Annotated in this window: 23 protein-coding genes; 13 read left to right on the forward strand and 10 right to left on the reverse strand. The window is 57.3% G+C overall.

What is annotated here, in order from left to right:
• Positions 1-50: 50 nt before the first annotated feature.
• The 5 genes from B3K78_RS10760 to B3K78_RS10780 all read right to left on the reverse strand — a co-directional run bounded on the left by B3K78_RS10760 (position 51) and on the right by B3K78_RS10780 (position 4,280).
• Entirely contained in the window at positions 51-1,664 is a 1,614-nt protein-coding gene (locus B3K78_RS10760) for an ABC-F family ATP-binding cassette domain-containing protein (RefSeq protein ID WP_286695449.1), read from the reverse strand.
• Between the two features lie 145 nt (positions 1,665-1,809).
• Positions 1,810-2,304 carry a GNAT family N-acetyltransferase gene (locus B3K78_RS10765; RefSeq protein ID WP_286695450.1) on the reverse strand — a complete coding sequence of 165 codons (495 nt, stop codon included), beginning with the start codon at positions 2,302-2,304 and terminating at the stop codon, positions 1,810-1,812.
• Positions 2,305-2,330: 26 nt separating this feature from the next.
• Positions 2,331-2,741, reverse strand: a complete 411-nt coding sequence (locus B3K78_RS10770) for a hypothetical protein (protein WP_286695451.1) — start codon at positions 2,739-2,741, stop codon at positions 2,331-2,333.
• 26 nt (positions 2,742-2,767) lie between these two features.
• On the reverse strand, positions 2,768-3,643 hold the full coding sequence (locus tag B3K78_RS10775; protein WP_286695452.1) for a haloalkane dehalogenase: 876 nt from the start codon (positions 3,641-3,643) through the stop codon (positions 2,768-2,770).
• A gap of 31 nt (positions 3,644-3,674) precedes the next feature.
• Positions 3,675-4,280: a TetR/AcrR family transcriptional regulator gene (locus tag B3K78_RS10780; RefSeq protein ID WP_286695453.1), complete on the reverse strand. Its 606-nt coding sequence runs from the start codon at positions 4,278-4,280 to the stop codon at positions 3,675-3,677.
• 143 nt (positions 4,281-4,423) lie between these two features.
• On the opposite strand from B3K78_RS10780, the gene B3K78_RS10785 reads away from it, so the two are divergent.
• From B3K78_RS10785 to B3K78_RS10810, 6 genes are all read left to right on the forward strand, one after another.
• Entirely contained in the window at positions 4,424-6,460 is a 2,037-nt protein-coding gene (locus B3K78_RS10785; protein WP_286695454.1) for an alkaline phosphatase D family protein, read from the forward strand.
• Between the two features lie 106 nt (positions 6,461-6,566).
• Positions 6,567-7,043: a TlpA family protein disulfide reductase gene (locus tag B3K78_RS10790; protein ID WP_286695455.1), complete on the forward strand. Its 477-nt coding sequence runs from the start codon at positions 6,567-6,569 to the stop codon at positions 7,041-7,043.
• A gap of 33 nt (positions 7,044-7,076) precedes the next feature.
• The gene (locus B3K78_RS10795) at positions 7,077-7,292 is read left to right on the forward strand and encodes a DUF4266 domain-containing protein (RefSeq protein ID WP_022959021.1); all 216 of its coding nucleotides are present in this window, start codon (positions 7,077-7,079) and stop codon (positions 7,290-7,292) included.
• Between the two features lie 19 nt (positions 7,293-7,311).
• On the forward strand, positions 7,312-8,619 hold the full coding sequence (locus B3K78_RS10800) for a DUF3570 domain-containing protein (RefSeq protein ID WP_286695456.1): 1,308 nt from the start codon (positions 7,312-7,314) through the stop codon (positions 8,617-8,619).
• Positions 8,620-8,738: 119 nt separating this feature from the next.
• On the forward strand, positions 8,739-10,544 hold the full coding sequence (locus B3K78_RS10805; protein WP_286695457.1) for a protein-disulfide reductase DsbD family protein: 1,806 nt from the start codon (positions 8,739-8,741) through the stop codon (positions 10,542-10,544).
• A gap of 41 nt (positions 10,545-10,585) precedes the next feature.
• Positions 10,586-11,470, forward strand: a complete 885-nt coding sequence (locus B3K78_RS10810) for an FAD:protein FMN transferase (protein ID WP_286695458.1) — start codon at positions 10,586-10,588, stop codon at positions 11,468-11,470.
• Positions 11,471-11,478: 8 nt separating this feature from the next.
• On the opposite strand, the gene B3K78_RS10815 is transcribed toward B3K78_RS10810, so the two are convergent.
• From B3K78_RS10815 to B3K78_RS10830, 4 genes are read right to left on the reverse strand one after another with little or no spacing between them, the layout of a single operon-like run.
• On the reverse strand, positions 11,479-11,775 hold the full coding sequence (locus B3K78_RS10815) for a DUF3240 family protein (protein WP_286695459.1): 297 nt from the start codon (positions 11,773-11,775) through the stop codon (positions 11,479-11,481).
• Between the two features lie 11 nt (positions 11,776-11,786).
• Positions 11,787-14,885, reverse strand: coding sequence for an efflux RND transporter permease subunit (locus B3K78_RS10820; RefSeq protein ID WP_286695460.1), 3,099 nt, complete (start codon positions 14,883-14,885; stop codon positions 11,787-11,789).
• Positions 14,885-15,988: an efflux RND transporter periplasmic adaptor subunit gene (locus B3K78_RS10825; protein ID WP_286695461.1), complete on the reverse strand. Its 1,104-nt coding sequence runs from the start codon at positions 15,986-15,988 to the stop codon at positions 14,885-14,887. The genes B3K78_RS10820 and B3K78_RS10825 overlap by 1 nt, the downstream gene beginning before the upstream one ends.
• Positions 15,985-17,268, reverse strand: a complete 1,284-nt coding sequence (locus B3K78_RS10830) for a TolC family protein (protein WP_286695462.1) — start codon at positions 17,266-17,268, stop codon at positions 15,985-15,987. Before B3K78_RS10830 ends, B3K78_RS10825 begins: the two co-directional genes overlap by 4 nt.
• 176 nt (positions 17,269-17,444) lie before the next feature.
• On the opposite strand from B3K78_RS10830, the gene B3K78_RS10835 reads away from it, so the two are divergent.
• Together B3K78_RS10835 and B3K78_RS10840 are read left to right on the forward strand one after the other, a co-directional pair.
• Entirely contained in the window at positions 17,445-18,125 is a 681-nt protein-coding gene (locus B3K78_RS10835) for a response regulator transcription factor (protein ID WP_286695463.1), read from the forward strand.
• Complete coding sequence (locus B3K78_RS10840; RefSeq protein WP_286695464.1) at positions 18,122-19,378, forward strand: sensor histidine kinase; 1,257 nt, start codon at positions 18,122-18,124, stop codon at positions 19,376-19,378. Before B3K78_RS10835 ends, B3K78_RS10840 begins: the two co-directional genes overlap by 4 nt.
• A 10-nt stretch (positions 19,379-19,388) precedes the next feature.
• Here B3K78_RS10840 and B3K78_RS10845 read toward each other — a convergent pair whose 3' ends face one another.
• Positions 19,389-19,673 carry a hypothetical protein gene (locus tag B3K78_RS10845; RefSeq protein WP_286695465.1) on the reverse strand — a complete coding sequence of 95 codons (285 nt, stop codon included), beginning with the start codon at positions 19,671-19,673 and terminating at the stop codon, positions 19,389-19,391.
• Positions 19,674-19,867: 194 nt separating this feature from the next.
• Here B3K78_RS10845 and B3K78_RS10850 point away from each other — a divergent pair, with 194 nt between their 5' ends.
• From B3K78_RS10850 to B3K78_RS10870, 5 genes are read left to right on the forward strand one after another with little or no spacing between them, the layout of a single operon-like run.
• The gene (locus B3K78_RS10850; RefSeq protein ID WP_286695466.1) at positions 19,868-20,530 is read left to right on the forward strand and encodes a response regulator; all 663 of its coding nucleotides are present in this window, start codon (positions 19,868-19,870) and stop codon (positions 20,528-20,530) included.
• Positions 20,527-21,864 (forward strand): ATP-binding protein, encoded by a 1,338-nt coding sequence (locus B3K78_RS10855; RefSeq protein ID WP_286695467.1) that lies wholly within the window; start codon positions 20,527-20,529, stop codon positions 21,862-21,864. Before B3K78_RS10850 ends, B3K78_RS10855 begins: the two co-directional genes overlap by 4 nt.
• On the forward strand, positions 21,845-22,171 hold the full coding sequence (locus tag B3K78_RS10860) for a cupredoxin domain-containing protein (RefSeq protein ID WP_286695468.1): 327 nt from the start codon (positions 21,845-21,847) through the stop codon (positions 22,169-22,171). The genes B3K78_RS10855 and B3K78_RS10860 overlap by 20 nt, the downstream gene beginning before the upstream one ends.
• Positions 22,172-22,189: 18 nt before the next feature.
• Positions 22,190-22,963 carry an FTR1 family protein gene (locus B3K78_RS10865; protein WP_286695469.1) on the forward strand — a complete coding sequence of 258 codons (774 nt, stop codon included), beginning with the start codon at positions 22,190-22,192 and terminating at the stop codon, positions 22,961-22,963.
• On the forward strand, positions 22,960-23,664 hold the full coding sequence (locus tag B3K78_RS10870; protein ID WP_286695470.1) for a hypothetical protein: 705 nt from the start codon (positions 22,960-22,962) through the stop codon (positions 23,662-23,664). Before B3K78_RS10865 ends, B3K78_RS10870 begins: the two co-directional genes overlap by 4 nt.
• The last annotated feature ends 5 nt before the right edge of the window (positions 23,665-23,669 follow it).

A 23,669-nucleotide genomic window follows, 5' to 3' on the forward strand; every position in this document is an offset into this window, starting at 1 on the left:
GAGAAATTTCGGGAATGGTAGAGTAGTTGATAATCGTTATCAATAACAAATTAGTCTCGCCAGGGTTCCAGTTGCCAGTGCGGCGGGCTGAGTCGTAGCCGATGGCTTAATTGAAGCTCAGATAAAAAGTAGCTGTCGTGAGAGACCACCACCAAACAGCCGGAATAGTCGCGCAGCATAGATTCCAGAGCGCTCAGTGAGGGCAGGTCGAGATGGTTGCTGGGCTCGTCCAGCAATAGCAAGTTGGGTGGTGAGTCGGCGTATAACAGGCAGGCCAGATAAGCCTTAAGTTGCTCACCGCCGCTGAGCTCGCGGCAGGGGGCAAGCAATTTATCGGGCCCTAAACCCAGCTGGGCCAAGCGCATGCGCTGCTGTTCTTCGGGGGTGCCGGGGCTGATCTCACGCAACTGTGCTAACGCCGAGCGCTGCGGATTCAGGGCGCTGAGGTGTTGGTCGAGGTAGGCGCATCGCTTCGTTGTATAAACGTCACCTCTGCGGGGTTTCAGTACCCCGGCAACCACCTGCAGCAAAGTGGATTTGCCGCTGCCATTTGGGCCGACAATCCCGACCTTATGCTGCGTGGTGAGCGTCATGTTCAGCGGTGTAGAGTGCGAGACGAAGGGCAGCTGAATGTCGTTGAACTCGGCAACACGGCGGGAGTGGCGGCCCTGGTTGGGGCTGTGCACCGCGATAACGGCGGCGTTATCGAGCGCTTTTTGCGCGCTGTGAATGGTCTCCACCAGCGAGTTTCGTCTGGCGTCATGCTGGCGTTGCAGTTTTCCAGATGCGTTTTCGCTGCGCTGCTGCCGGCTGTCGAGGATGAGCTTTGATTGGCTGCCTTCCCTGCGCTGCGTTTTGCCCCGCGCCTGACGACGAGCAATACGCTCGCGGTGTTGCTGCATGCCGCGCTCCTCGCGCCTGCGTTGTCGTTTACTCTGTTCAAGGGTTTCCAGCGCCACACGCTGTTCAGCCGCCTTGCGCTGTGAATAAAAGGCGTAGTTGCCGCCGTAGTGACTCAGGCCAGACGGAGAAAGCTCGATGATATGTTCAAGCGTATTAAGCAGCTGCCGGTCATGGCTAATGACGAGCAGGCCACTCTTCCAATTTTGTAGCTGCTGAATAAGGGCCTGGCGATGCTCGCCATCGAGGTGATTACTGGGCTCGTCCAAAATCAGCAAGTCGGGCTTTGCGTGCATTGCTCCGGCCAGCGCGATGCGCATGGCCTGGCCACCGCTGAGCTTGCAGGCGAGCGTTGCTGCGGGGGTGGCGGCGAGTCCGGCCGAGGCGACTATTTGCTGTAGTTCCTGACGAATGTCCCAGCGCTCCCCCAGTATTTTGAAATCATTGGGGTCAACACTGCCTTGCTCAATACGTCCCAGCGCACTGATTTCGGGGCCCACCCCGGCCAGCTCGGCCAGCGTTGTCTTGGCGGTTAGCGGCAGTTGTTGCGGCAGGTAGTACACCGACCCGTAGTGATGGCAATGACCCGAAGTCGGGGCCACTTGCTTGGCGAGAATGCGTGCTAACACACTTTTGCCCACGCCATTGCGGCCCACCAAGCCCACTGACGTGTCGCTGAGTTGAGCGTGTACATTTGTGAAGAGAGTGCTGCCATTCGGCAGTGAATAAGACACATTTTCCAGTGTCAGAAGAAGCTTCGTCATTGTGAATACCATAAACGCCAAGAACCACCCCATAGCACTGGGGACGAGAACGGCCGTCATAGAGACGGAGGCATTAATTGTTCACTGGACGAAGACTCCTTATTGGGAGGAATGTCCGACGACTATAAAGGATTCGTTCACAGGGTCAACTTTCTGCTGCCAGCCACTTGTACATTACGAAGGCGTCAACGTATCCCTGCTTTGGGTGATTAAAGGCATTGGGAATGCGACCAACGATATCAAAGCCAAGTTTGCGCCAGAGTCTAACCGCTCCCTCATTGCTCGACACAACGAAATTGAACTGCATTGCTTTATAGCCCAACTCAAGTGCAAGACGTTGAGAGTGCTCGCACATCGCGGTGGCAAGCCCGCGGCCTCGAGCTGCGGAGGAAACCATATAACCGCAGTTACATACATGATTACCGGGGCCGGCTTGATTCGTTTTTATGTAATAACTGCCGAGTACGACACCGTCTTCCTCTGCTACAAAGGTGCGTCGAGGTAATTGCATCCACAGGTTTTGTGCTGCGTGTTTGTCGATGTCCGGTTCGTAGGCATAGGTTTCTGCCGCTTGTGCAATATCTTGGAAAAATGGCCAGATTTGATCCCAGTCACTGTCTTTGGCGTCTCTAATTTGCATAAAAATATACCTGCACACTACCGTGATTAGGCGAGGGGCTCTTGGCCACGCACGCCAAATAAAAAGAGGCCAAGCGTAATCAATGCTGTCGCAAAAACTGAGCCCCAGGCGATAAATTGTAGGCTGGCGCCCCATTGACTCCATGTGCCAATGCTCCCGAAATACAGTAGGTACAGACACGCTCCGCCGTTGCTGACGATGCCCACCCAGATCGGCCCCATCAGGCGCCGCCCACGGAGCGCTTCACGCAGAGCAAAGCCATAACCCACACACAGGGCTAAATATGCCCAGCCCAGTAGGCGAACGAACATATAGCTGTTCTGCGCCGGGAGGCCGAGGCTTTCCAGCATGGTCGCCGGGAATAACAGCAGTGGGAGGCACCAGAGGATTACGGTGCCGAGGATCTTAAAAATTAGTACTAGAGAAAGTGGTTTCATTGTTCTCTCAACACGTTAATAACGGCTTAGCGCATTTGTAGCCACTGGGCGATAGCCTGGCCAATTTCCTGCGGGGAGTCTTCCTGAATAAAGTGCAGGCCCTTAACGGTAACCTCTTGTTGGTTGGGCCAGGACCGGCAGAGCTCGCGCTGCCGGCCAACCAGAATTGACCCCGGCTCGGCATTAATAAATAGCTTGGGAAAATCAGACTTCGCCATAAACTGCGAGTAGCGCTCCACAATGGTGTGAACGTCGGCGGGTTCGCCATTTATAGGAATTTGTCGCGGCCAATTCAGCGTGGGCTGACGTTCGTCTGGGGTAGAAAACGGGCGGCGATATTCGGCCATTTCCTCGTCACTGAGTTGACGAATAATGGAGCTTGGTAGTACCGCTTCGATAAACATATTGCGTTGCAGAACGAGTTCTTCTCCACTGTCGCTGCGAAAACCCTGGAAAATTCCTTTTGCAGCCTCAGGCCAGTCGTCCCAGGTAATCGTGGTAACAATGGCTTCCATATAAGCGATACCGCTGATCGCATCGGGGTGTTCGCAAGCCCAATGGAAGCCAAGGCCGCTGCCCCAATCGTGCAACACAAGGGTGACATTGCGATCAACTCCCAAGGCGCTCAGCATGCGATCCAAAAATTGATACGCGGTTGCAAAGCTGTAGCGCTCGGGGCCAAGCTCCGGTGGGAGCTTCTCAGAATCACCCTGACCGATGAGATCAGGCACGATCACACGGCCCTTACCCTCGAGTTCCGGAATAACGTTTCGCCACAAATACGACGATGTGGGATTGCCGTGAAGCAGCACAATCGGGTCGCCGCTGCCTTTTTCGACATACGCTAATTGTCGGCCGTCGATGTCGATAAATTTCTTCTGTGCACGAAAGCTATTGGTCATTATTTTGCTCCGTATGGTTAGGGGTATCCGGTTAACGTGAAACGGCAGTCGCGGACGGGTCGAGGCCAAGCAGCCGTAAACTGGTCTGGAAGCTGCTCCACAGCTGTGTTTTGTCGGTGCCTTTGCGGCTTTGTACACGCAGGCCCTGGTTGATGATCATCAGTTGCTCAGCTGCCTCCGCCGCGGAAAGCGTTGAAACAAAGTGCCCTTGTTCGGCGGCGGCGTGCAGTGCTTGTTCGAAGGTACCTTGAATAATACTCAGCTGTTTCGACGACAATTCGCTGAGCTGGGGATCGGTTTCCGCCAGCTCAAGAATGGAATTGACCAGCAGGCAGCCTTTTTGCAGTTGTTCTGTTTTGACATTCAACAGTGTTGCCGCAAAAAAATCGCCAATGACGGATAGCGGGGCTTCTGTTGTTAGCGCTGGCATCTTTGCCGCTGTTCGCTGGCCGAACAGCTCAAGGCACTCCTTAAACAGACTGCGCTTATCAACGAAGCTGGCATAGAAGCTACTGCGCGCAATTCCCATGCAATCCAGCAACATCGACAGAGACGTGGCGTGATAGCCCTGCGTCCAAAAAAGCGCGGTGGCTTGGCGCAGAGCGGAGTCGCGGTCGAATTGGAGTGGTCGCGCCATGGTATGCATCTCAGTTCTGTACTGTTTGGTACAAAATACGTGGGTGTCGAGCACTAAGCAAGGCTTAAGCGGCTTTCTTACGCTTGTAACAGGTCCGTGCAATACTGCACATTTACAGTATTTGTCACATAGAGAGGCTCGGTATGCCCCCTGTTTCACGTCGCACCCTGCTGAAAGGCATGGTTGGCCTTGCCAGCGCGAGTTCGATGGCTTTTTTGACCGGTTGTCATTCCTCCAGCAAATCGGGCCGCGCTGGCGGTCAGACGCCACCACCGGACGATGATAATCCTCCTCAGGTGGCGGATTTTACGCAACTGAGCGGCTTTGATTATCCAATGGTGGATAGCCTGCTGCCCTTCGCTCACGGCGTTGCCTCCGGTGATCCCTTATCGGACCGAGTGATCATTTGGACGCGAGTAACGATCCCTGACCCGCGGGGCCCCTTGGTCGCCGATCCGCAGGGCTTTGACGAGGCTCAGGTGAATTGGCTGGTCGCCACCGATCCAGCGTTAAACAATGTGGTTGCGCGCGGCGCGACGACCACATCCGCCGCACGCGATTGGACGGTGAAGGTCGATGTCGCTGGCCTGAACCCGGCCACCACGTATTACTATGCGTTTGGCGCCTTCGAGAGAATGTCGATTGTGGGCCGTACACGCACTGCGCCCGACGCCGGCAGCACGAGTGATGAGCTGCGTTTTGCGGTGGTGTCGTGTTCGAGCTACTGGTCCAGCTACTGGTCGGGTTATGGCCATATTGCCGACCGCAACGACTTGGATTTGGTGATTCACCTCGGGGACTATATTTACGATTTTGTTGACCAAGATGAGGAAGTGCGGGCGCGGGTTGACCGCGATGGCGTCGAGCGCAATGCCATTTCCGACGTGGACTACCGAGATTGGTTAAACGTTGACGAGGTGCGTCGCCGCTATGCGCTGTATCGGTCTGAGCCAAACTTACTTCGCGCTCACCAGCAGCATCCGTGGACAATTATTTGGGACAACCATGATATCGACCCGGGCTTTGGCAACGAGCTCGACGACAGCAGCATCGATCGTGATAGTCAGACCACCACCCTGGATCAGACCATTGATGCATTCTGGTTGTGGACGCCCTGTCGGCCGCCCGCCGACGTGGCGGGCAACCCATTGCGCGTAGACGATGGCAGCTATCCCGAGCCGCCACTACCGAGACAGTTATGGCGCAAGCTGGAGTACGGCGCGCTCGCCGATATTCTGTGTACCGATATCGAACTGTACCGGCAGCTGAATACCGAGGAGCTGGCTGATGACTATTCCGCACATTTAAGCAGCGGGAAATCCTTGCTCGGCCGCCAGCAATTTAACTTTATTACCGAGCAAATGAAGGCCTCGGCTGACGCTGGCAAGGTCTGGCGAGTGATTCCCCATCAAAGCTGGCTGGCACCGTGGAATATTCCAGGGGCAACGGCCGAAGCAAGTGTTCCTGGGTCGCCTATCGAAACCCGATGGTCGTCATTTACCGAGGAGCGCAAAGCCTGGTTTGATTATCTGCGTGACAACAATATCGCCAACAATATTGTTCTGTCCGGCGACATGCACGGAAACTGGGCGAGCGACTTGGTGGCTGACAATGCGTTGTTTAACGGCTATCAGTCCTCATTGCCGCTGGCCAACCCGCGCGCGGGATCAAGGCCCAGTAATCTTGCTGCGGGTTATGGCCGTCTCGGTACGGCAAATCTGGCGGCCCTTAATAATCGAGCAGCCTCGGTGGGAGTGGAGTTTGCGCCAAGTTCAATGGGTCGTGGCGGCGCCGACGAGCTAGTGGCCAATGCGCTACCGGGCAGCACCGAGGAAGTGCAGGTTGCGGGTGCCCGGGCACTAGAGCTTGCCAGCGTAATGGCCAACAAAAACATTCAATACCAGGAGTGGGTTGACCACGGCTATGGCATTGTTCATCTCAGCGCCGAGGAGGCTATCTTCGAATTTTGGTGGCAGGATAAACTTACCGTCGGTTCTCCGGACGTACTCGGTTTTCAGATGGTCAGCTTTGCAGGTGACGAGCCAGGTGCTTTACCCGCACCGCGTTACCGCAACCAGATCGACGATGTAACGTTGCATGGTCGAACTGTGGCGGCAACACAGGGGCAGCGCAATGACCTGCCTGCGCCTTTGCCGGCTGGCACCTTACAGCAGAGTTAAGGTTTAGCCGATAAGCATATTTTTATCCAAGCGGGCGCTTTCTTAATGTTCCCTTAAGTTTGTATTTGTACTGTTTGCCAAAATACAGAAACCGTATGGAAACAGTATGAATATGTTGCGCAGTTTGTCATTAATTATTGGTGGGCAGCTACTGCTGCTGACGGCGAGCTTCAGTCTGGCAAGCGAAGCTTCTGCGAATTTCTCCCGCGGCAATTTCGATCTCGCGAATTACGAGGGCAAAGTGGTGTACCTGGATTTCTGGGCCTCATGGTGTGGTCCCTGCCGGGCGTCCTTTCCCTTTATGAACCGGTTGGTCAGTGAATACGGCGACGACCTGGCCGTGGTCACCATCAATCTGGATGAAGACGCCGACAGTGCTAAGGAATTCATTGAGGAATTTCAGCCGACCTTTCCTGTGTTTTACGACCCTGACGGGATTTTTGCCAAGCAGTACAAGGTGGCGGGCATGCCCAACTCCTTTCTGTTTGACCGCCGCGGTCAACTGCTGCTGAAACACATCGGTTTTACCAAACGCACCCCTGACGAGCTGGATAGCCAGATCAAAAATGCCATTCGGCAGTAGCGACTTCACACCTCACCGTTAAGCGAGAACACCATGAAAAAGTTAGTGTTTATCTTACTCGCCGGACTCTCCCTCAGCGCCTGCAGCAACATGGGTGTAGAGCCTTGGGAGCGGCAAAACCTGGCCAAGCCGGAAATGGCGCTGGACAGCTCACCGCTGCGTTCGTCATTGGACGATCACATTTACTTCAGTAAAGAAGCCTCCAGTGGTGGCCGCAGCTTCGGCGGCGGTGGCTGCGGTTGCAATTGATAGGGAGCCAGGAAACGCGATGAAAACCCACAGTAAGAAATCGATTCGCCTGTCGCTGGCAGCTGCCAGTTGCGCGCTCGTTGGCGCTAATGTTGCTGTTGCCGAGAACGCCCACGATGTGGGTGATTGGGATGTGAGTGCCGCGCTGCTGTTTTACAACGAGGCTGACCGGGTGACGGCGGCCGAGCCGGTTATCAAGGCGGTCAAACAACTGGATACCGACGAGACCCTGTCGCTGAAACTGACACTGGACACCCTGACCGGCGCCTCGGGCAGTGGTGCGGTGCCCACGGATCGTCCGCAAACCTACACGACGCCATCGGGAAATAGCAGCTACACCGTCAACGCCGGCGATATTCCACTGGATGAGTCCTTTAAAGATACCCGAGTTGCGCTCAACGCCGCCTGGGAGCGTCCAATCTCGAAAGACCTCACCATGGTGCTGGGTGGCAATCTATCGTCGGAATACGATTACCAGTCGCTGTCGGCCAATACCTCCTTTGCCTGGGATACCAACGGCGGCAATACCACCTGGATGGCCGGTGCCTCGGCAGGAGTGGATAGCATCGACCCAGTGGGCGGCAAGCCGATAGCCTTTGGTGTAATGCAGGAAGCCGATGCGACACAGCCCCGCGACGGCAGCAACGACACCAAGTCGCTGTTCGACGTAATTGTGGGTGTTACCCAGGTTGTCGACCAGAACAGCCTGTTCCAGCTCAACTACTCGCTGAGTCAGTCCAGCGGTTACCTGACCGACCCCTACAAGATTATCAGCGTGGTTGACCCGGTTACCGGTCGCCCGCTGTTTACCAATATCAACGAGCCCAACCTGCCCACAGTGGTGTATGAGAACCGCCCGGACAGCCGCTTGAAACACAGTATTTTCGGTCAATACAAACGCTATATCGGCGGCGATGTGTTGGACACCTCCTACCGCCTGATGGTGGATGACTGGGGCATTACCTCGCATACCATCGACCTGCGCTATCGCTGGAAAATGGGCGACACCCTGTACATTGAACCCCACGTGCGGGTCTACCAGCAGAGCGCGGCGGATTTCTATACCCCGTTCTTTGTGGATGGCACGCAACCCGTGGCAGGCAACGACAAGGTGGAAGCCTCAGCGGACTACCGGCTTGGCGAATTCAACGGCTATACCTTTGGTGCCGAACTGGGACAGGAAACGGCTGACAATAGCTGGAGTGTCGCCCTGGAGTACTACCTGCAAACCGGCAATGAGCCCGACGGCACGTTTGGCGAGCTGACTCGGCAGGAACTGTACCCCGACGTCGATGCGGTAATGCTCCGTGTGGTGTACGACTTCTAAGCGGTTTTACTCCCCCGCCGCCAGTGTGGTGCCGGAAGGCAGCACTGGCGGCCCTTCGGGCGCCTTTCCTGTGAAGCGGCGCCTTTTTTATTCCCTGCTGATCCGGAAGGGTGGCTGATATGAAAAAATGGATTCTCTCGCTGGCGATGTTATCGGGCGTGCTGATGTCGAGCCTGTTATCTGCTTCGGTGGCTTCCGCGCTTGATCCGGCCGTGGAATCCAACGACGGGCAGTTTCTGTCGGTGGAGACCGCCTACCGGATGACGCCGCGTATCGATGGCGATGAGCTGGTGATGCAGTGGGACATAGCCGACGGCTATTACCTTTACGGCCACCGCTTCGAGGCGTCGGTCGTGGCGGGCGGGCAGCCTAACAAGCTGGCACTGAAGTTGCCGCAGGGTAAGCATAAACAGGATGAATATTTTGGCGATGTGGAGGTGTATTACCATCAGGCTATTGCACACCTGCCGCTTCCCAGTGATGGACCGATTACGCTCAAGCTGAGCACGCAAGGCTGTGCGGATGCCGGTCTGTGTTACCCGCCTAATCACCGCCTCTACCGGATTGACCCCGGCAGTGGCTCGGTGACACGGATCGATGCACCGGCACAGCCCGATGCCGTGATTGCTGAGTCGGTGTCTGCGGCTAGCGAGAGGGCCAGTGCGCCTGTCGAGGTGTTTTCTCTGCAACAGTTATTGGCGATGGCGGCGCTGGCTTTTGCCGGCGGCCTGATCCTGAACCTGATGCCCTGTGTGTTTCCGGTACTCGCGCTAAAAGCGATCAGCCTGCTGGAAAGCAGCGACAGCACGGCGGGCGAGCGTCGGATGCATGGCCTGGTGTATACCGCCGGTGTGGTGTGCAGCTTTATGCTGGTGGCCGGTGTGTTGGTCGCGCTGCGCGCCTCCGGGCAGGAGCTGGGCTGGGGCTATCAGTTGCAGTCACCGTGGTTTGTGGCAGCACTGGTCTACCTGTTCTTTTTGATGGGCTTGAGCTTTTCTGGAGTTATCGAACTGGGTGCGGGGCTGGCGGGTGTCGGTCAAGGGCTGGTGGAAAAAGGCGGCTTAAAAGGCTCGTTTTTTACCGGCGTGTTGGCGGTGGTGGTGGCCAGTCCCTGTACGGCGCCGTTTATGGGCGCCTCGCTGGGTTTTGCCCTGACTCAGCCGATGGCTATTGCGCTAACGGTGTTTCTGGCGCTGGCGCTGGGGATGGCGACACCCTTTCTGCTGCTGTCGATTGTGCCCGGACTGGGGCGTTTGCTGCCGCGCCCCGGCAATTGGATGGTGACCCTCAAAGAGGTGATGGCCTTTCCGATGTATCTGACCGGCATCTGGCTGCTGTGGGTGCTGGGCCGTCAGGCGGGTATCAATGCCGCGATGCTGGTGTTGATCGGCTGCCTGCTTATTGCCGTGGCTGTGTATTTCTGGAGAAGGCCGGTTCGCTGGCAGCGTGGTTTGGCGCTTGCCGCCAGTATGGGCGCAGTGTTTGTACTGACCACGACGTCGCCATTGAACGAGCCCTTGCCGGCACTCAGTACCGCTCGCGATGACGGCAGTGCCTTCCCCCTGACTGCCGACGGCGATGCCCTGCGCTACAGCCCGGATCGCCTCGCGTCTCTGCGCAGTGATGGCGGGCCGGTGTTTCTGAATGTGACGGCCGACTGGTGTATTACCTGCAAGGCCAACGAGAAAGTGGCGTTGGGCACCGATACCATCAAAAATGCTATGACGGCACAGCATATTCGTTATATGAAGGCCGACTGGACCAACCGCGACGCGGAGGTCAGTCGTCTACTGGCTCGCTACAAGCGCTCCGGGGTACCGCTGTATGTGTTTTTCCCTGGCGATGGCAAGGCGGAAGTGGTGTTGCCACAGTTGCTCAGCAAGGAAAAAGTCCTGACGGCTTTTCAAGCTGGTCAGGGTAGCTGATACTTTCCCGATAATTCACCGGTTATGGCATTGCACTGAGTATGGAAAGGGAACTTGTCCTCACGAAAACTGATACCGGCATGGCCGGGCAGTTTCAGGCCATGGCCAGCCCCTGTGAGGTGCTGATCGACAGTGAGGACGAGGCGCTGGCCCGGCGTATTGCCGATACGGTAGCCGCCGAGGCCTGGCGTATTGAGACCACCTTCTCCCGCTATCGCGATGACAATATTGTGTACCGCATTAATAATGCCAATGGCGAGCCGGTGGAGGTCGATGCTGAAACTGCCCAGTTGTTGGACTTTGCCGAGCAGGCTTACCAGCTCAGCGACGGTGCGTTTGACCTGAGTTCCGGTGTGCTGCGCCGGGCGTGGAAATTTGACGGCAGCGATCGTCTGCCCGGCCAGTCGCAGATCGACGAGCTGCTGAGCATCGTCGGTTGGGACAAGCTGCGCTGGCAGTCGCCGGTACTGTGCCTGCAACCGGGCATGGAGATCGACTTTGGCGGGATTGGCAAGGAATACGCGGTAGACCGTGCCGCCTCGCTGGTGAGAGCCTTTACCGACACGCCGATTCTGATCAACTTTGGCGGCGATCTGTTTGCCACCGCGTCGCCTGCCGGTCAGCCCCACTGGCTGGTGGGGGTGGAGAATATCGGCGGCCTGCAATCGGCGATGATCCAGTTACAGCGCGGCGGGCTGGCCACCAGTGGCGATGCCCGCCGCTTTCTGTTGAACAATGGCAAGCGCTACCCCCATGTACTCAATCCCCGCACCGGCTGGCCGGTGATGGACGCCCCGCGTTCGGTCACTGTGGCCGCGGGCAGTTGCGTGGAAGCCGGTCTGCTGGCCACGCTGGCCATGCTCAGCGGTCGCGAGGCGGAAAGCTTTCTTGCCGCCCAGGACGTGCTGCACTGGATTCAACGCTGAGTGACCGCCTACAGGCGGCCGCTGCCACTCACATCCTGATACCAGTAAAAGATATCGCTGCCGACGTTCTCGCGCAGGCCGTCGAGCACGGTGCTGACTTGCCCGGCGTTCAGAATCAGTTCGAACTGCACCCGTTTTTGCCGCCCGGTCACCTGCTCGGCTATCGATAGCTGGCGGTTTTCGCCGTGCCCGCGCACCGGGTAGGAGGTAAAGCCGCTGACACTCTCCAGGCTCAGCAGGTAGTCCACCAGCTCATCTTCCAGACTGGGCGGAACGGTCAGTATTAAACGCTGTTGTGTCGACATAAGGTGAACTCCTAGGCGCTTCTGGCGTTGTCGGGAAGGGCTTGGTGAAAGCGGCGATAAATAATCGGCAGCAGGAACAGGGTCAGCAGGGTGGAGCTGATCAGCCCGCCGATGACCACAATCGCCAGCGGCTTCTGTATTTCTGAACCGGGGCCGCTGGCCAATAACAGCGGCACCAGTCCCAGCGCGCAGGTCGTCGCGGTCATCATCACCGGGCGCAGTCGGCGCACTGCGCCCTCGGTGACCACGGTTTGTATATCCAGCCCCTTGGCGCGCAACTGATTGAAGTAGGACATCATCACCACGCCGTTCATCACCGCGATACCCAGCAGCGCAATAAAGCCCACCGAGGCGGGTACCGACAGAAACTCTCCGGTGAGCCAGAGCGCGACCACGCCACCCGTGAGGGCGAAGGGAATATTCGAGAGAATGATCAGGGTCTGTTTGAGTGAGCCAAATGTAATAAATAGCAACAAGGCGATGAGCCCCAAGGCAACTGGCACCACCAAGCCCAGGCGCGCGGCGGCGCGCTGCTGGTTTTCAAACTGACCGCCCCACATCAGCGAGTAACCTTCGGGGAGAGATAGCTGCGCTGCGATAGCCGTTTTGGCTTCATCCACAAAGCCGACTAAGTCGCGCCCCGCCACGTTACTGCGCACAACGGCGAAGCGCCGACCGGTCTCACGTGATACGCCAACCGGACCATCGGTGAGTTCGATACTCGCCAGAGAAGACAGCGGTACCACCTTGCCGTTGGGCAGTGTGAGCAAGCTGTTTTGCAGCTGGGCCATGCCATCACCAAGGGGGGTTTCAAAGCGCAGTAACAGCGGAACCCGGGCACTATGTTCAATAATATTGCCAAGGGGTAAACCTTCGATTTCGGCACGCAGGCGCCGCTGCAGGGTATCGGCATTGAGGCCGAGTTGACCCGCGCGCAGGCGGTCGATATTCACCTGCAAATACTGCGCACCTTCATTGAGGGTGGCGGTGGTGTCGACGGCGCCGTCGACAGTGCTCACCACTTCGCTAATTGCCTGCGCCAAGCGGTTAAGTGTTTTGAGGTCGGGCCCAAACACTTTAATGGCAATATCGCCCCGCGACCCGGTAAGCATTTCTGACACGCGCATATCAATGGGCTGGGTAAAGCCGTAATTGATTCCCGGGAATTGCTCGAGCACCGCGCGCATTTTTTCTTGCAATGCCGCCTTGTCTGCAACCTGCCATTGGTCGCGTGGTTTGAGCTGAAGGAACACATCCGTTTCGTTCAGACCCATTGGGTCCATGCCGATTTCATCGGAACCACTACGAGAAACAATACGTGCAATTTCATCGACGTTTTCAAGCAGCGCCCGCTCCACCTGCTGCACCATGCGAATGCCACTGTCGAGGTTTACCGACGGAATTGATTCAAGCTGCACAATGAGGTCACCCTCGTCCATGGTTGGCATAAAGGTCTTGCCCACAAAGGGAAAGAGCAGCGCCATACCGGCCAGCAGTGCAGCGGCAAAGGCGACCACAATAGCCGGTCGTTGCAGGGCTTTGTCCAGTAGCGGGGCATACAGGGCGATGAGTTTTCGGCTTAGCCACGGCTCTCGATCGCTGGTTTTCTTTAGCAGGAGCGAGGCGATCACCGGTATCACGGTTAGCGACATGGCCAGCGCCCCAAATAATGCGAAGACGATGGTCAGCGCCACGGGAACAAACAGCTTGCCCTCCAAGCCCTCTAACGTAAGCAGCGGCAGGAAGACGATGACGATGATGACCACGCCAGAGGTCACCGGCACGGCGACATCTTTCACGGCGCGAAACAGAATATGCAGCAGTGGCAAGCGACGTGAAGACGCGGTAGTGGTTTGATGCCTGGCCATTAGTGAGACCATGTTTTCAACCACGACAATGGCGGAGTCCACTAACATGCCGATCGCGATGACTAAGCCGCCCAGGCTCATCAAATTGGCGCTCATGCCCATTTGATCCATCATGAAAAAGGTAAACAGTGCCGACAACGGCAAAATGCTGGCCACGGTGAGCGCGGCGCGCACGTTGCCGAGAAATAGGCCGAGCACAATCAGCACCAACAAAACCGCTTGTAATAGCGCCTCGCCGACGGTGCCTGTTGCTTGTTCAATGAGCTGGCTGCGGTCGTAGAACACATTTAATTCGGTGCCGTCTGGCAGTGCCGGCTGCAGCTCAGCCAGCTTTTCCTTTACGCCTTCCACTACATGGCGGGCATTCGCGCCGCGCAGGCCAATGACGAGCCCTTGCACCGCCTCGCTGTTTCCATCTACGGTCACTGAGCCGTAACGCTCCATGGCACCGAGTCGAATATCGGCCAATTGACGCAGGGCAAAGCTGTTGCCATCGACATTGCTGATACGAATGTTTGCGATTTCCTCCAGCGAGGTGAGCGCGCCAGCCACGCGCACCAGAATGGCCTCTTCACCTTGGTCGAGTCGCCCCGCGCCATCGTTGCGGTTATTGCGTTGCAGGGCCTCAATAATCTGCTCGGTGCTGACTTTCAGTGTCGCCATATCGGCGCGACGCGGCGCCACTTCATAGGTTTTAACGAAGCCGCCCAGCGCGTTTACATCGGCCACACCCTCCACGGTGCGCAGCGCCGGTCGTATCGTCCAGTCAAGTACGTAGCGGCGCTCACTCAGTGACATGGTGGGGTTGTCGACAGTAAACATAAACATATCGCCGAGCGGGGTACTCATGGGCGCCAGCCCACCGCTGATACCGGCAGGCAGTTCGTCCCAGATATTATTCATGCGCTCGGCGACTTGTTGGCGCGCCCAGTAAATATCGGTGCCCTCTTCAAAATCGAGGGTGATGGCGGACAGGGCGTACTTGGAAATGGAGCGCAGCATGGATTGGCGCGCGATGCCCAGCAGCTCCACCTCGATGGGTTGGGTAATCAGATTTTCAACTTCCTCCGGTGTCATGCCCGGCGACTTGATAATGATCTTGACCTGCGTTGGTGAAATATCAGGAAAGGCATCGATAGCGATATTTGTAACCGCTCGGCCGCCCAAGCCGATTAGCAATAGGGTGAGCAGGCCGATTAACAGCCGTTGGCTAAGCGAGAACTGAACCAGTTGTGAGAGCATTATTCGCCGCCTCCCAGGCCCAGTGTTATGCCTTTGAGTTGCGCGGTTCCCTCAACGGCGACAATGTCGCCGGGCGCAAGTGTGTCGGTGGCAAGGTAGTCTGCACCGAGCGGCGTTAGCTGCACATCGCGCTTCTCAAAACCTTCGTTATTGCGCAGGTAGATAGAGGTGATCGAGCCGCTGTGGGTGACTGCGCTAGCGGGCACTCGAACACCGCTGTGCACACTTGAGAGCACCAGGCTCAGGCTCTGACCGGGGCGAAGGTCGGTGGCCTCGGTGAAGCGCGCGAGGACCTCTACCCGCTGGGTGTCATCGTTAAGCTGATGGTTTTTGCTGACCAGTATCAGCGACGTGTGTTGGCTTCCCGTGGTCGCCTGAAGTGTTTGTCCAAGTGCCAGGCCATCGGCCAGCGGCGCACTGACGGTGGCGCGCAACCACAGTGCTTGCGTTGAGGTAATCGTCGCGACGGTCTGACCGGCCGCAACCTGGTCGCCAATGCGAATAAAGTGACGATTGAGTTGCCCGGGCTGCTGCGCAATCAGCGGATAGTCGCCGGGCTTACCCTGGCCATCGCGCAGCGCTTCCAGGGTCTTGGTATCAAAGCCGGCGAGCTGTAGTTGGTGATACGTCGCCTCTCGTTTGAAGCGAGCTTGCTGGTAGGCCCGCTGGGTCTGTTCCAGACGCTGACGGGAAATAATGCCCTCGCCGAAAAGCTCGCGATCGCGTTTGAGCTTTGCCTGTTGGTTTGCAAGCTCGACCGAGGCGTCCAACCACTGTTGCTGTGTCTGCGCGAGCTCCGCGCTATTGAGTGTGGCGACAATATCTCCGGTCTCTAACTGCGCGCCGCCGGTTTGATGCCAGCGTTGCAGGACCCCGGCGTAGCGGCTTTGTAGAATCGAGGGCGTGTCGGGCGAGGGGATCACCACCGCCGGAACCCGCATGCCGGACTGGCTGCCAGCTGCATCTAGCGCTTGGCTAACAATGCCGAGGCGGGCCTGGTCCTCCGTTGACAGGACAATGCGTTCCGCGGAGCACAAACCCGGTAGCGCTATAAAGGCCAGAGCCGTTAATACGCGCTGGGGGCGATTCAAAAAAAATGTCATAGGGTTTCTCCAACGGTTTGTCTCAGGGAGGAAATCAAGGCTTGCTGACGCAGCGTGAGCAGCTGCCATTGCAACTGGCTTGCGCGATAGTGCTGTAGGGCAACAATGGTAGGTCGAATATCCGACTCTCCCGTGGCGAAGGCTTTTTTGGCCATTTGCCATTGGCGCTTTGACAAATCACGTGACTGCTCGGCATAGGTAATCGATTCGGCGATCACATCAAGCTCGTGTTCAACTTCGTGAAAGCGCTGTTGTAACTGCTGTCGCGCCTGCTTTAGCTCAACGTCCGCGTCGCTCAATGCAATGGCCGCATTGGAACTGGCCGCTGCGGTATAGGAGGCGCCGCCAAAGGGGATCGACAGGCTGAGCCCCAGGCTTTCTATCTCTGGCTCTATGTTGCTGCCGCGCTCTCGACGCACGCCAATCGCCAACGTGGTGTTTCCTGCGGCAGCGTGGCGGGCTTGGTTCAGGCGGTCCTGTTGCTGTTGGCGTTTCGCCAGCAATAGGCGCAGCCGGGGGTGCTGTGTGCTGATGTTTTGTCGCGCTGGCGGCGTTTCACTGAATTGCGCCGGGCGCTGCCGCAGACCGGTCAAGGTTATGTAAAGGCGCTCGGCATCGACTAATTCTGCATCGGCATTAAGCAGCTGCTGGCGCGCGTCAAGCAGCAATGCTTCGCTTTGCATTCGCGCAGCCCGGGAAATATCGCCAGCGCGTAAACGCTTTTCACTAACGGCGAGCAGTGCCTGGGCGTCGGCCACCGCGTTCACGGCGTGCTCCCGGCGCGCCGTGCTGGCATTGAGTTGGTGCAGTGCGTTGCGCAGCCTGCCAACGACGATCAGCCGTTGATAGTCCCGCCAGGCGTCGGCGCCGCTGGCATAGCTTCGCGCCAGCGATTGGGCATTACTGCGCTCGCCCCAGCGCCAGAGGTCTACCTCCAGGTCCAATTCCATTTCCCTCAGGCCTGTGTCATCGGCGTTCTGGTCGTCCCAATAACTTGCATTGAGGCGGGGGCGTCCGGCGATCATTCGGCGGCTGACTTGCTGCTGTGAGGTCGCCTGCTGCTGGTAGACATCGCCCATTGATTGCTCCGGTGCAAGGCGCAGCGCGGCATTCAGTACCTGCTCAATAGTCAGGGTCGGGCTAGCCGCCAGATGGGGATGCTCGGTGTGAGGGTGGTCGACCGCTTCGCCGTCATGCACGGCGGCAGCGGTTGCCGGAAGCGCGATAGCAACCGCGCTGAGTACTGCGCAGCACCGGCCAAAGAATAAGAGAGCTTTCACATTCATGTCCGCAGAGAGTTAGTGTTAACAGGCCCTAGGGTACGGGGGCAGTTGTCAAAAATATGTCGACATTGCGGCGCTATCTATGAAACGAGATTTGACATTCTTTTGGCGTTTACCGTGATAAATTGGTGGGACGGTGAGGGGCAGGTAGGCAAGGACTGGCAAAGACATCGATGAACTTACTGATCGTTGAAGACAACCGCGATATCGCGGAGAACATCGCTGACTACCTGGAGCCCCGAGGGCACCAGCTGGACTTTGCAATGGACGGTAGACAAGGCTTGGCGTTGGCGCTGTCAGGAGATTTCGACGCTATTGTGTTGGATCTTACTCTGCCAAAAATGGACGGCATTGAACTGTGTAAAAACCTGCGAGCCCATCACGGTATGACGCCGGTAATAATGTTGACCGCGCGTGACCAGCTAGACGACAAACTGCTTGGTTTTGAGGTGGGTGCCGACGATTATCTTGTTAAACCGTTTTCCGTTAAGGAGTTAGAAGCTCGCTTGCTAGCCCTACTAAAGCGCTTAAATCCCAGCGAGCAATTGAACACAATGCAGGTTGCCGATCTGAGTTTTAACCTTCAAACGCTGGAGGTTAATCGCGGCGGGCAGGCCCTGGATTTGAACCCCATTCAAACCACCTTGTTGCAGTGCCTTATGCAGCACAGTCCCAATGTGGTTAAGCGAGCACAGTTGGAACAGCGTGTATGGGGCGACCATCCGCCCGATAAAGATATATTGCGCACCCACATATACAGCTTGCGAGCAATTATCGATAAACCATTTGATACCCACCTGCTGCATACCGTTCATGGTGTCGGTTATCGCTTGGTGGCGTTGGGGGGCGAGTGAGCGGGAAAAAAGTACAGACGCTACGGCGCCGATTAATTCTGAGTACGGCTATTATTGTCACCGCAACGAGCACCTTGTTTGCCGGTGGCCTATTGCTGATCAAGCAGCAATTGGAAAAAGCCACCTTCGGAAATATCGTTGGCAAGCACATTGACATGTTGGTGGAAGACCCAGACAAGGCCAGTGTGCTCAATAACCCGCTCCTGAATGAGTGGCGCTACTATCGCGGCAGCAACGCTCAGCACTTACCGGAAGCCATTCGCAGCTTGCCCCTGGGAACACACCACAGTGTGCTGCTCGACGGGGTGCAGTATCACCTGCAAGTCGCGCGGGCCAGCGACGAAAAAATATATCTGCTCTACGACATTTCTGAATGGGAGCGTCAGGAGCACACCTTGCTTAGTTTTCTGTTGATGGGCGTTGTCATTGTTTTGGTGTTGGCGTTACTGATTGCCGGCAAGGCCGCCGATACCATTCTTGAGCCAGTGAGAAGGTTGTCCGGGCGGCTCAGCAGTCTTTCACCAACACAGCGCAACGTGAGAATTCAGCAGGAGTTTAATGACAGTGACATCGGCCAAATTGCCGCAGCGTTTGACACCTACTTGGAGCGCATCGACCAATTCGTAGAGCGCGAGCGCTCGTTTACCGCTGCGGCGAGTCACGAATTACGCACCCCGCTCTCGGTGATGATGGGCGCCGTTGATGTTATCGAAGCGAATGCGCCTAGCCCGCCGACGCAGCGCGCTGCCAGCCGTATTCGTCGCGCGTGTCGCGACATGCTGGCGTTTATCGAAGCGGCGTTATTTCTATCCCGTGAAGAGGAGCGCTCAATCAGTCAGAAAGCGAGTTGCGAAGTCGCCGATGTGCTACGCCAGTTAGTCGACGATTTAGAGGAGGCGTTTTCGGCGGCAGATATTACCGTGAAGACGACGGTGGATAAGCCCTTGGCGCTGCGGGTGCCGGAAAGTTTACTCAAAATCACCCTGACAAATTTACTGCGCAACGCTATTGAACACAGTGCTGGCGGCACAGTGAGTATTCATCTTAAGGGCGATACTTTGAGTATTCGCGACACCGGGAAGGGGATTGCCGCCGCCGACTTACCTAATATCTTTGAGCGAAGCTACACCACCAAAACCGAGGGCACGGGGCTGGGGCTAAATATGGTGCGCAGAATTTGTGACCGCTACGGCTGGCAGATCGCCGTGCACAGTGAGCAGGGAAAAGGCACATGCGTGGAGCTGGTGTTTTAGGTGGTAAGCGTCAGCCCAGGTTGCTAAGCGCAATACCGACAACAACCCAACATAGAAGCGCTGCACTGAGCCAACTGGAAAAAATATACAGCCAATACAGTGGGCGAATTTTATGGATTGCCGAGGTGGTTAGGCCGTGCTCCGCTGAACGCATTTTGATGCATCGATAGATTTCCCGCATGCCGGCGTCAGCGCTTTGCTTGTCGGTGTAGCCGGAATAAGAGACACAAACCAACGCTAGGGCTTTGCCGCTTAGCACCCATAGAAAAAAGCACAGCCAGCCGAATGTCATCATCGCTAAATCCACTTGAGTTGCTGCAAGTAATTAAGAGTACAGCACTGCAGAGGGGGCGGTTCAACAGTGTGTGGTGTTCGAATATTTTTTGGCCTCAGGCGGTATTCTTAAGTTTCTCTTAATAGTGGCTGGATATGCTGAACCTCCATTGGGGTAAGCTCGGTACTATAGAATGAAAAAAAGGTGTCGAGATTTTGCGAATTCTATTGGTTGAGGATGACATCTCGCTGGCCAGCGGCATCAAGACCGCCTTAGCTCGGGCGGCCCATGCGGTTGACCATGTGGACAATGGCGCCGAGGCGCTGCGTTTTGCCCGTGACACTGCTGTCGATATGGTGGTGCTGGACCTGGGCCTGCCGGATATGGATGGCCTGTCGGTGCTGCGCGAGTTGCGCGCGGCGGGCAGTTCGGTGCCGGTACTAATTCTCACGGCACGCGATGCCCTCAATGACAAACTCTCCGGGCTGGACAGCGGCGCCGACGATTACCTGACCAAGCCCTTTGCAGTGGAGGAATTGCTGGCGCGTATCCGTGTGCTGGGCCGTCGCGGCAACGAGTTGCAGGACAATGAGCTGAATATCGGTCCGGTGCAGATCAATCTGGCGCGCCATGAGGTCAGCCTGCACGGCGAGCCTGTCAAACTGTCGCGCCGGGAGTTTGCCCTGCTGCGGGCATTGGCCGATCGTCCCGGCCAGGTATTCAGCCGTGAGCAACTGGAAGAGAAGCTCTACACCTGGGACGACGATGTCAGCAGCAATACCATCGACGTCTATATCCACAATCTGCGCAAAAAACTGGGCTCCGGGCTTATCAAAAATATTCGCGGTGTGGGCTATGTGCTGGAGCCGGGTGCGTGAGGTCACTGCGTCGCTTCTTGCTGATCAGTCTGCTGGCGGTGCTGATGCTCAGCAATTTTGTCGCGGCCTTGCACGGCTATCGGGCGAGCATGACCAAGGCCGAGCAGCTGCTGGACGACAAGCTGTTCGACATGGCGGGGCATTTTTTGGCAATGCCGCTGCCCGATGGCACTTCGCCGCCGGTGGACGAGCAGCTTCAGGCCTTTCAGGTGGTCGATGCCGAGGGAAAGCTGCGCTGGCGCTCAGTGCAGATGCCCGCGACCGCGCTGCAACTGCCCGACGGGTTTTCTGAATACAATGCAGGGGGCTACCGCTGGCGCATGTTGCAGCGGCGCGGTGGCGAGCCACTGCGCACGGTGATTGTCGCCGAGCGCCTTGACCTGCGTTATCAGCTTGCCGAGAACGTGATTATGGAGTCGGTGGCGCCGGTGCTGCTGGTGGTGCCGATAGTGGGCTTGCTGCTGTGGCTGATTGTCGGTCGCGGGCTGAGCAGTCTGACCCGGCTGGCGAGTCTGCTGCGCGGCAAGCGCAGCGATGATTTCAGTCCGGTGTTGGTGGAGCGCGCCCCAGAGGAGTTGCAGCCGGTGCTGGATTCCATCAACCAGTTGTTGCAGCGCCTCGATGCGGCCTTTGAGCGGGAGCGGCGGTTTTCGGCTGATGCCGCTCACGAGCTGCGCACGCCGATTAGCGCGATTCAGATTCACCTGCACAACTTGCGTGCCGAGCTGAGCGAACCCAGTGAGTCGTTGGATTGCCTGAGCGCCGATGTGTCGCGGTTAGCGCATTTGGTCGAGCAGTTGCTGTTGCTGCACCGGACCAACCCCGAGCATTACCCACGGCAATGGGAAACGATTGATCTGGCGGCGCTGGCGAGGGAAGTGAGCAGTACCTGCTTTGCCGATATCGACGCCCGCCAGCAACAGCTCAGCCTGCGTGGCCGGGGGAGTATTCAAGGCGACCGCTTTGCACTGGGGGTTCTGGTGGAAAACCTGCTGCGCAATGCCAATAAATACAGTCAGCCGGGGGCGCATATCGATGTGTTGATTGGCGAGGCAGACGGCGTGGTCAGCCTTTGTGTGGACGATTCCGGGCCGGGTATTCCGGAGCCACAACTGGCGCGAGTGCGTGAGCGCTTTTATCGCGTGGGCGGTGATCGGCACGATTCCGGTCAGTCCGGCTGCGGCTTGGGTTTGTCGATCGTTGAACATATTGCCCAGTTACACGGCGCGGAGCTGCGGCTGGAAAACCGTGCGGAAGGTGGCTTGCGGGTGTGTGTGCAGTTTATAGGGCAGCGTGGTGAGAGGAGAGGGGCCGATGCTGCGGGCAGTCATTAACGGGACGCTGTTGCTGATGCTATCTGCGGCTTGTCTAGCGGACAAACCGGTGGTCGAGCTGGTGATTCGTGACCATCTGTTTTATCCCTCGCAGCTTAAAGTGCCTGCTAACGTCAAGTTTAAGTTGCGAGTCGACAATCAGGACCCGACGCCGGAAGAGTTCGAGAGCTATGAGCTGAACCGCGAAAAGGTCATCCTTGGTAAGCGCAGGGCGATTATTTTTATCGGCCCGCTGGCGCCGGGGGTGTATCCCTTTTTTGGCGAGTTCAACCCAAAAACGGCTCAGGGCACGATGATCGCCGAATAGCGGTAAAGAGAAGCTGCCATGTTATTAACCAGTGTCATTATTGTGTTGCGCGAAGTGCTGGAAGCGGCGCTGTTGATCAGCGTGCTGGCCGCGCTGCGACAGATGCAAGGCGGCAGTCGGCGCGGCCTGTTGTGGGGAGTGCTTGCCGGGTTGATGGCGTCGCTGGTCATGGCACGCAGCATGGGCGCCATTTCCGAGTTGGCCGACGGCGTTGGGCAGGAACTGTTTCTGGCCTCTCTGCACGGGGTGGTCTATCTGGCGCTGCTGTGTATCGGCGTTCTGGCGCTGCGTGAATCGTCATCCCATACTTTGTTGATGGGTGTGCTGATGGTAACCGCTGTGGCCGTGGCGGTGAGTCGCGAAGGCGAGGAAGTCTTTCTCTATATTTCGGCGTTTCAGCAGAACGATGAAGTGCGCAGCAGCCTGTACAGCGGTTCACTGATCGGCCTGGGTATTGGTGCCAGCGCGGGTGCACTGCTGTATTACGCTCTGTGTCTGCTGCCGCCCAAGTGGGGATACCGGATGATTTTGCTGTTGCTGACGGTGGTGGCGGGCGCGATGATCTTGCAGGCGTCGGGCCTGCTGGTACAGGCGGATTATCTGCCTAGCGGAATGGCGTGGGACAGCTCGGATTGGTTGCCTGAAGACAGCGTTGCCGGACAGCTTCTTTACGCCATGCTGGGATATGAGGCGACACCCGCGCCCGCGCAACTGTGGGCTTACAGCGGGGCGGTGTTATTGATGGCGTCAGTATTGCTTTGGCAGTGGCGGCGAAGCAGGAGCGCATCATGATAAGGCGGCTGGCTTTGGGACTTGCGCTTAGCGTCAGCACGACATCGTGGGCGGACGGCTTACCCGTTGACCGTCTTTATTCGCCTTATGTGCAGCCCCTGGAGAAAGAGCTGGAGTACCGCTATATACAGGCTGATGGCGGTCTTCAGGCCCCAGACGGGCTGCATGTGCAAAAGCTCGGTTTTGGCGCGGCGATCAGCGAGCGAGTGGCACTGGAAGCCTATGTGATTGCCGCCGATACACAGTTCAGCGACCGTATTGAAGCTGTTGAACTGGAGGCGCGCTGGCAGCTCACCGAGCAGGGGGAGTACGACAGCGACTGGGGTCTGCAGTTGGAATACGAGCAGGACCGCGAGGGTGACGAGCGGGAATTGGCCGTCTCGCTGCTGGCACAGAAAGACTGGGCATCCTGGCAGGGGATTGCCAATGCCTCGCTGATTCACGAAAAACAAAAAGGTCTGCGCAGTGAACTGGAAACCCGCTTGGCACTGCAGGCACGCTACCGCTATCGGGCGGCGCTGGAGCCCGGGGTGGAGCTGTTTCTCGGTGAAGATTACCAAGGCATTGGTCCTGCGCTCTATGGCGTGGTGAAACTGGCGGCGGGACGCTCGCTGCGTTGGGAACTGGCGGCGATTGCAGGCCTGGATAATGATAGTGCTGATCAGGCGGTTCGCCTGCTGTTGGAATACGAATTCTTTTAGGGCAT

Origin of the sequence: Spongiibacter sp. UBA1325 (assembly GCF_002306875.1) — a bacterium.
GTDB lineage: Bacteria > Pseudomonadota > Gammaproteobacteria > Pseudomonadales > Spongiibacteraceae > Spongiibacter > Spongiibacter marinus.

Excerpts from the sequence above, each read along its gene's own strand:
- B3K78_RS10760 (WP_286695449.1), bottom strand. The coding sequence starts at position 1,664 with ATGACGAAGCTTCTTCTGACACTGGAAAATGTGTCTTATTCACTGCCG.
- B3K78_RS10765 (WP_286695450.1), bottom strand. The coding sequence starts at position 2,304 with ATGCAAATTAGAGACGCCAAAGACAGTGACTGGGATCAAATCTGGCCA.
- B3K78_RS10770 (WP_286695451.1), bottom strand. The coding sequence starts at position 2,741 with ATGAAACCACTTTCTCTAGTACTAATTTTTAAGATCCTCGGCACCGTA.
- B3K78_RS10775 (WP_286695452.1), bottom strand. The coding sequence starts at position 3,643 with ATGACCAATAGCTTTCGTGCACAGAAGAAATTTATCGACATCGACGGC.
- B3K78_RS10780 (WP_286695453.1), bottom strand. The coding sequence starts at position 4,280 with ATGGCGCGACCACTCCAATTCGACCGCGACTCCGCTCTGCGCCAAGCC.
- B3K78_RS10785 (WP_286695454.1), top strand. The coding sequence starts at position 4,424 with ATGCCCCCTGTTTCACGTCGCACCCTGCTGAAAGGCATGGTTGGCCTT.
- B3K78_RS10790 (WP_286695455.1), top strand. The coding sequence starts at position 6,567 with ATGAATATGTTGCGCAGTTTGTCATTAATTATTGGTGGGCAGCTACTG.
- B3K78_RS10795 (WP_022959021.1), top strand. The coding sequence starts at position 7,077 with ATGAAAAAGTTAGTGTTTATCTTACTCGCCGGACTCTCCCTCAGCGCC.
- B3K78_RS10800 (WP_286695456.1), top strand. The coding sequence starts at position 7,312 with ATGAAAACCCACAGTAAGAAATCGATTCGCCTGTCGCTGGCAGCTGCC.
- B3K78_RS10805 (WP_286695457.1), top strand. The coding sequence starts at position 8,739 with ATGAAAAAATGGATTCTCTCGCTGGCGATGTTATCGGGCGTGCTGATG.
- B3K78_RS10810 (WP_286695458.1), top strand. The coding sequence starts at position 10,586 with ATGGAAAGGGAACTTGTCCTCACGAAAACTGATACCGGCATGGCCGGG.
- B3K78_RS10815 (WP_286695459.1), bottom strand. The coding sequence starts at position 11,775 with ATGTCGACACAACAGCGTTTAATACTGACCGTTCCGCCCAGTCTGGAA.
- B3K78_RS10820 (WP_286695460.1), bottom strand. The coding sequence starts at position 14,885 with ATGCTCTCACAACTGGTTCAGTTCTCGCTTAGCCAACGGCTGTTAATC.
- B3K78_RS10825 (WP_286695461.1), bottom strand. The coding sequence starts at position 15,988 with ATGACATTTTTTTTGAATCGCCCCCAGCGCGTATTAACGGCTCTGGCC.
- B3K78_RS10835 (WP_286695463.1), top strand. The coding sequence starts at position 17,445 with ATGAACTTACTGATCGTTGAAGACAACCGCGATATCGCGGAGAACATC.
- B3K78_RS10845 (WP_286695465.1), bottom strand. The coding sequence starts at position 19,673 with ATGATGACATTCGGCTGGCTGTGCTTTTTTCTATGGGTGCTAAGCGGC.
- B3K78_RS10860 (WP_286695468.1), top strand. The coding sequence starts at position 21,845 with ATGCTGCGGGCAGTCATTAACGGGACGCTGTTGCTGATGCTATCTGCG.
- B3K78_RS10865 (WP_286695469.1), top strand. The coding sequence starts at position 22,190 with ATGTTATTAACCAGTGTCATTATTGTGTTGCGCGAAGTGCTGGAAGCG.
- B3K78_RS10870 (WP_286695470.1), top strand. The coding sequence starts at position 22,960 with ATGATAAGGCGGCTGGCTTTGGGACTTGCGCTTAGCGTCAGCACGACA.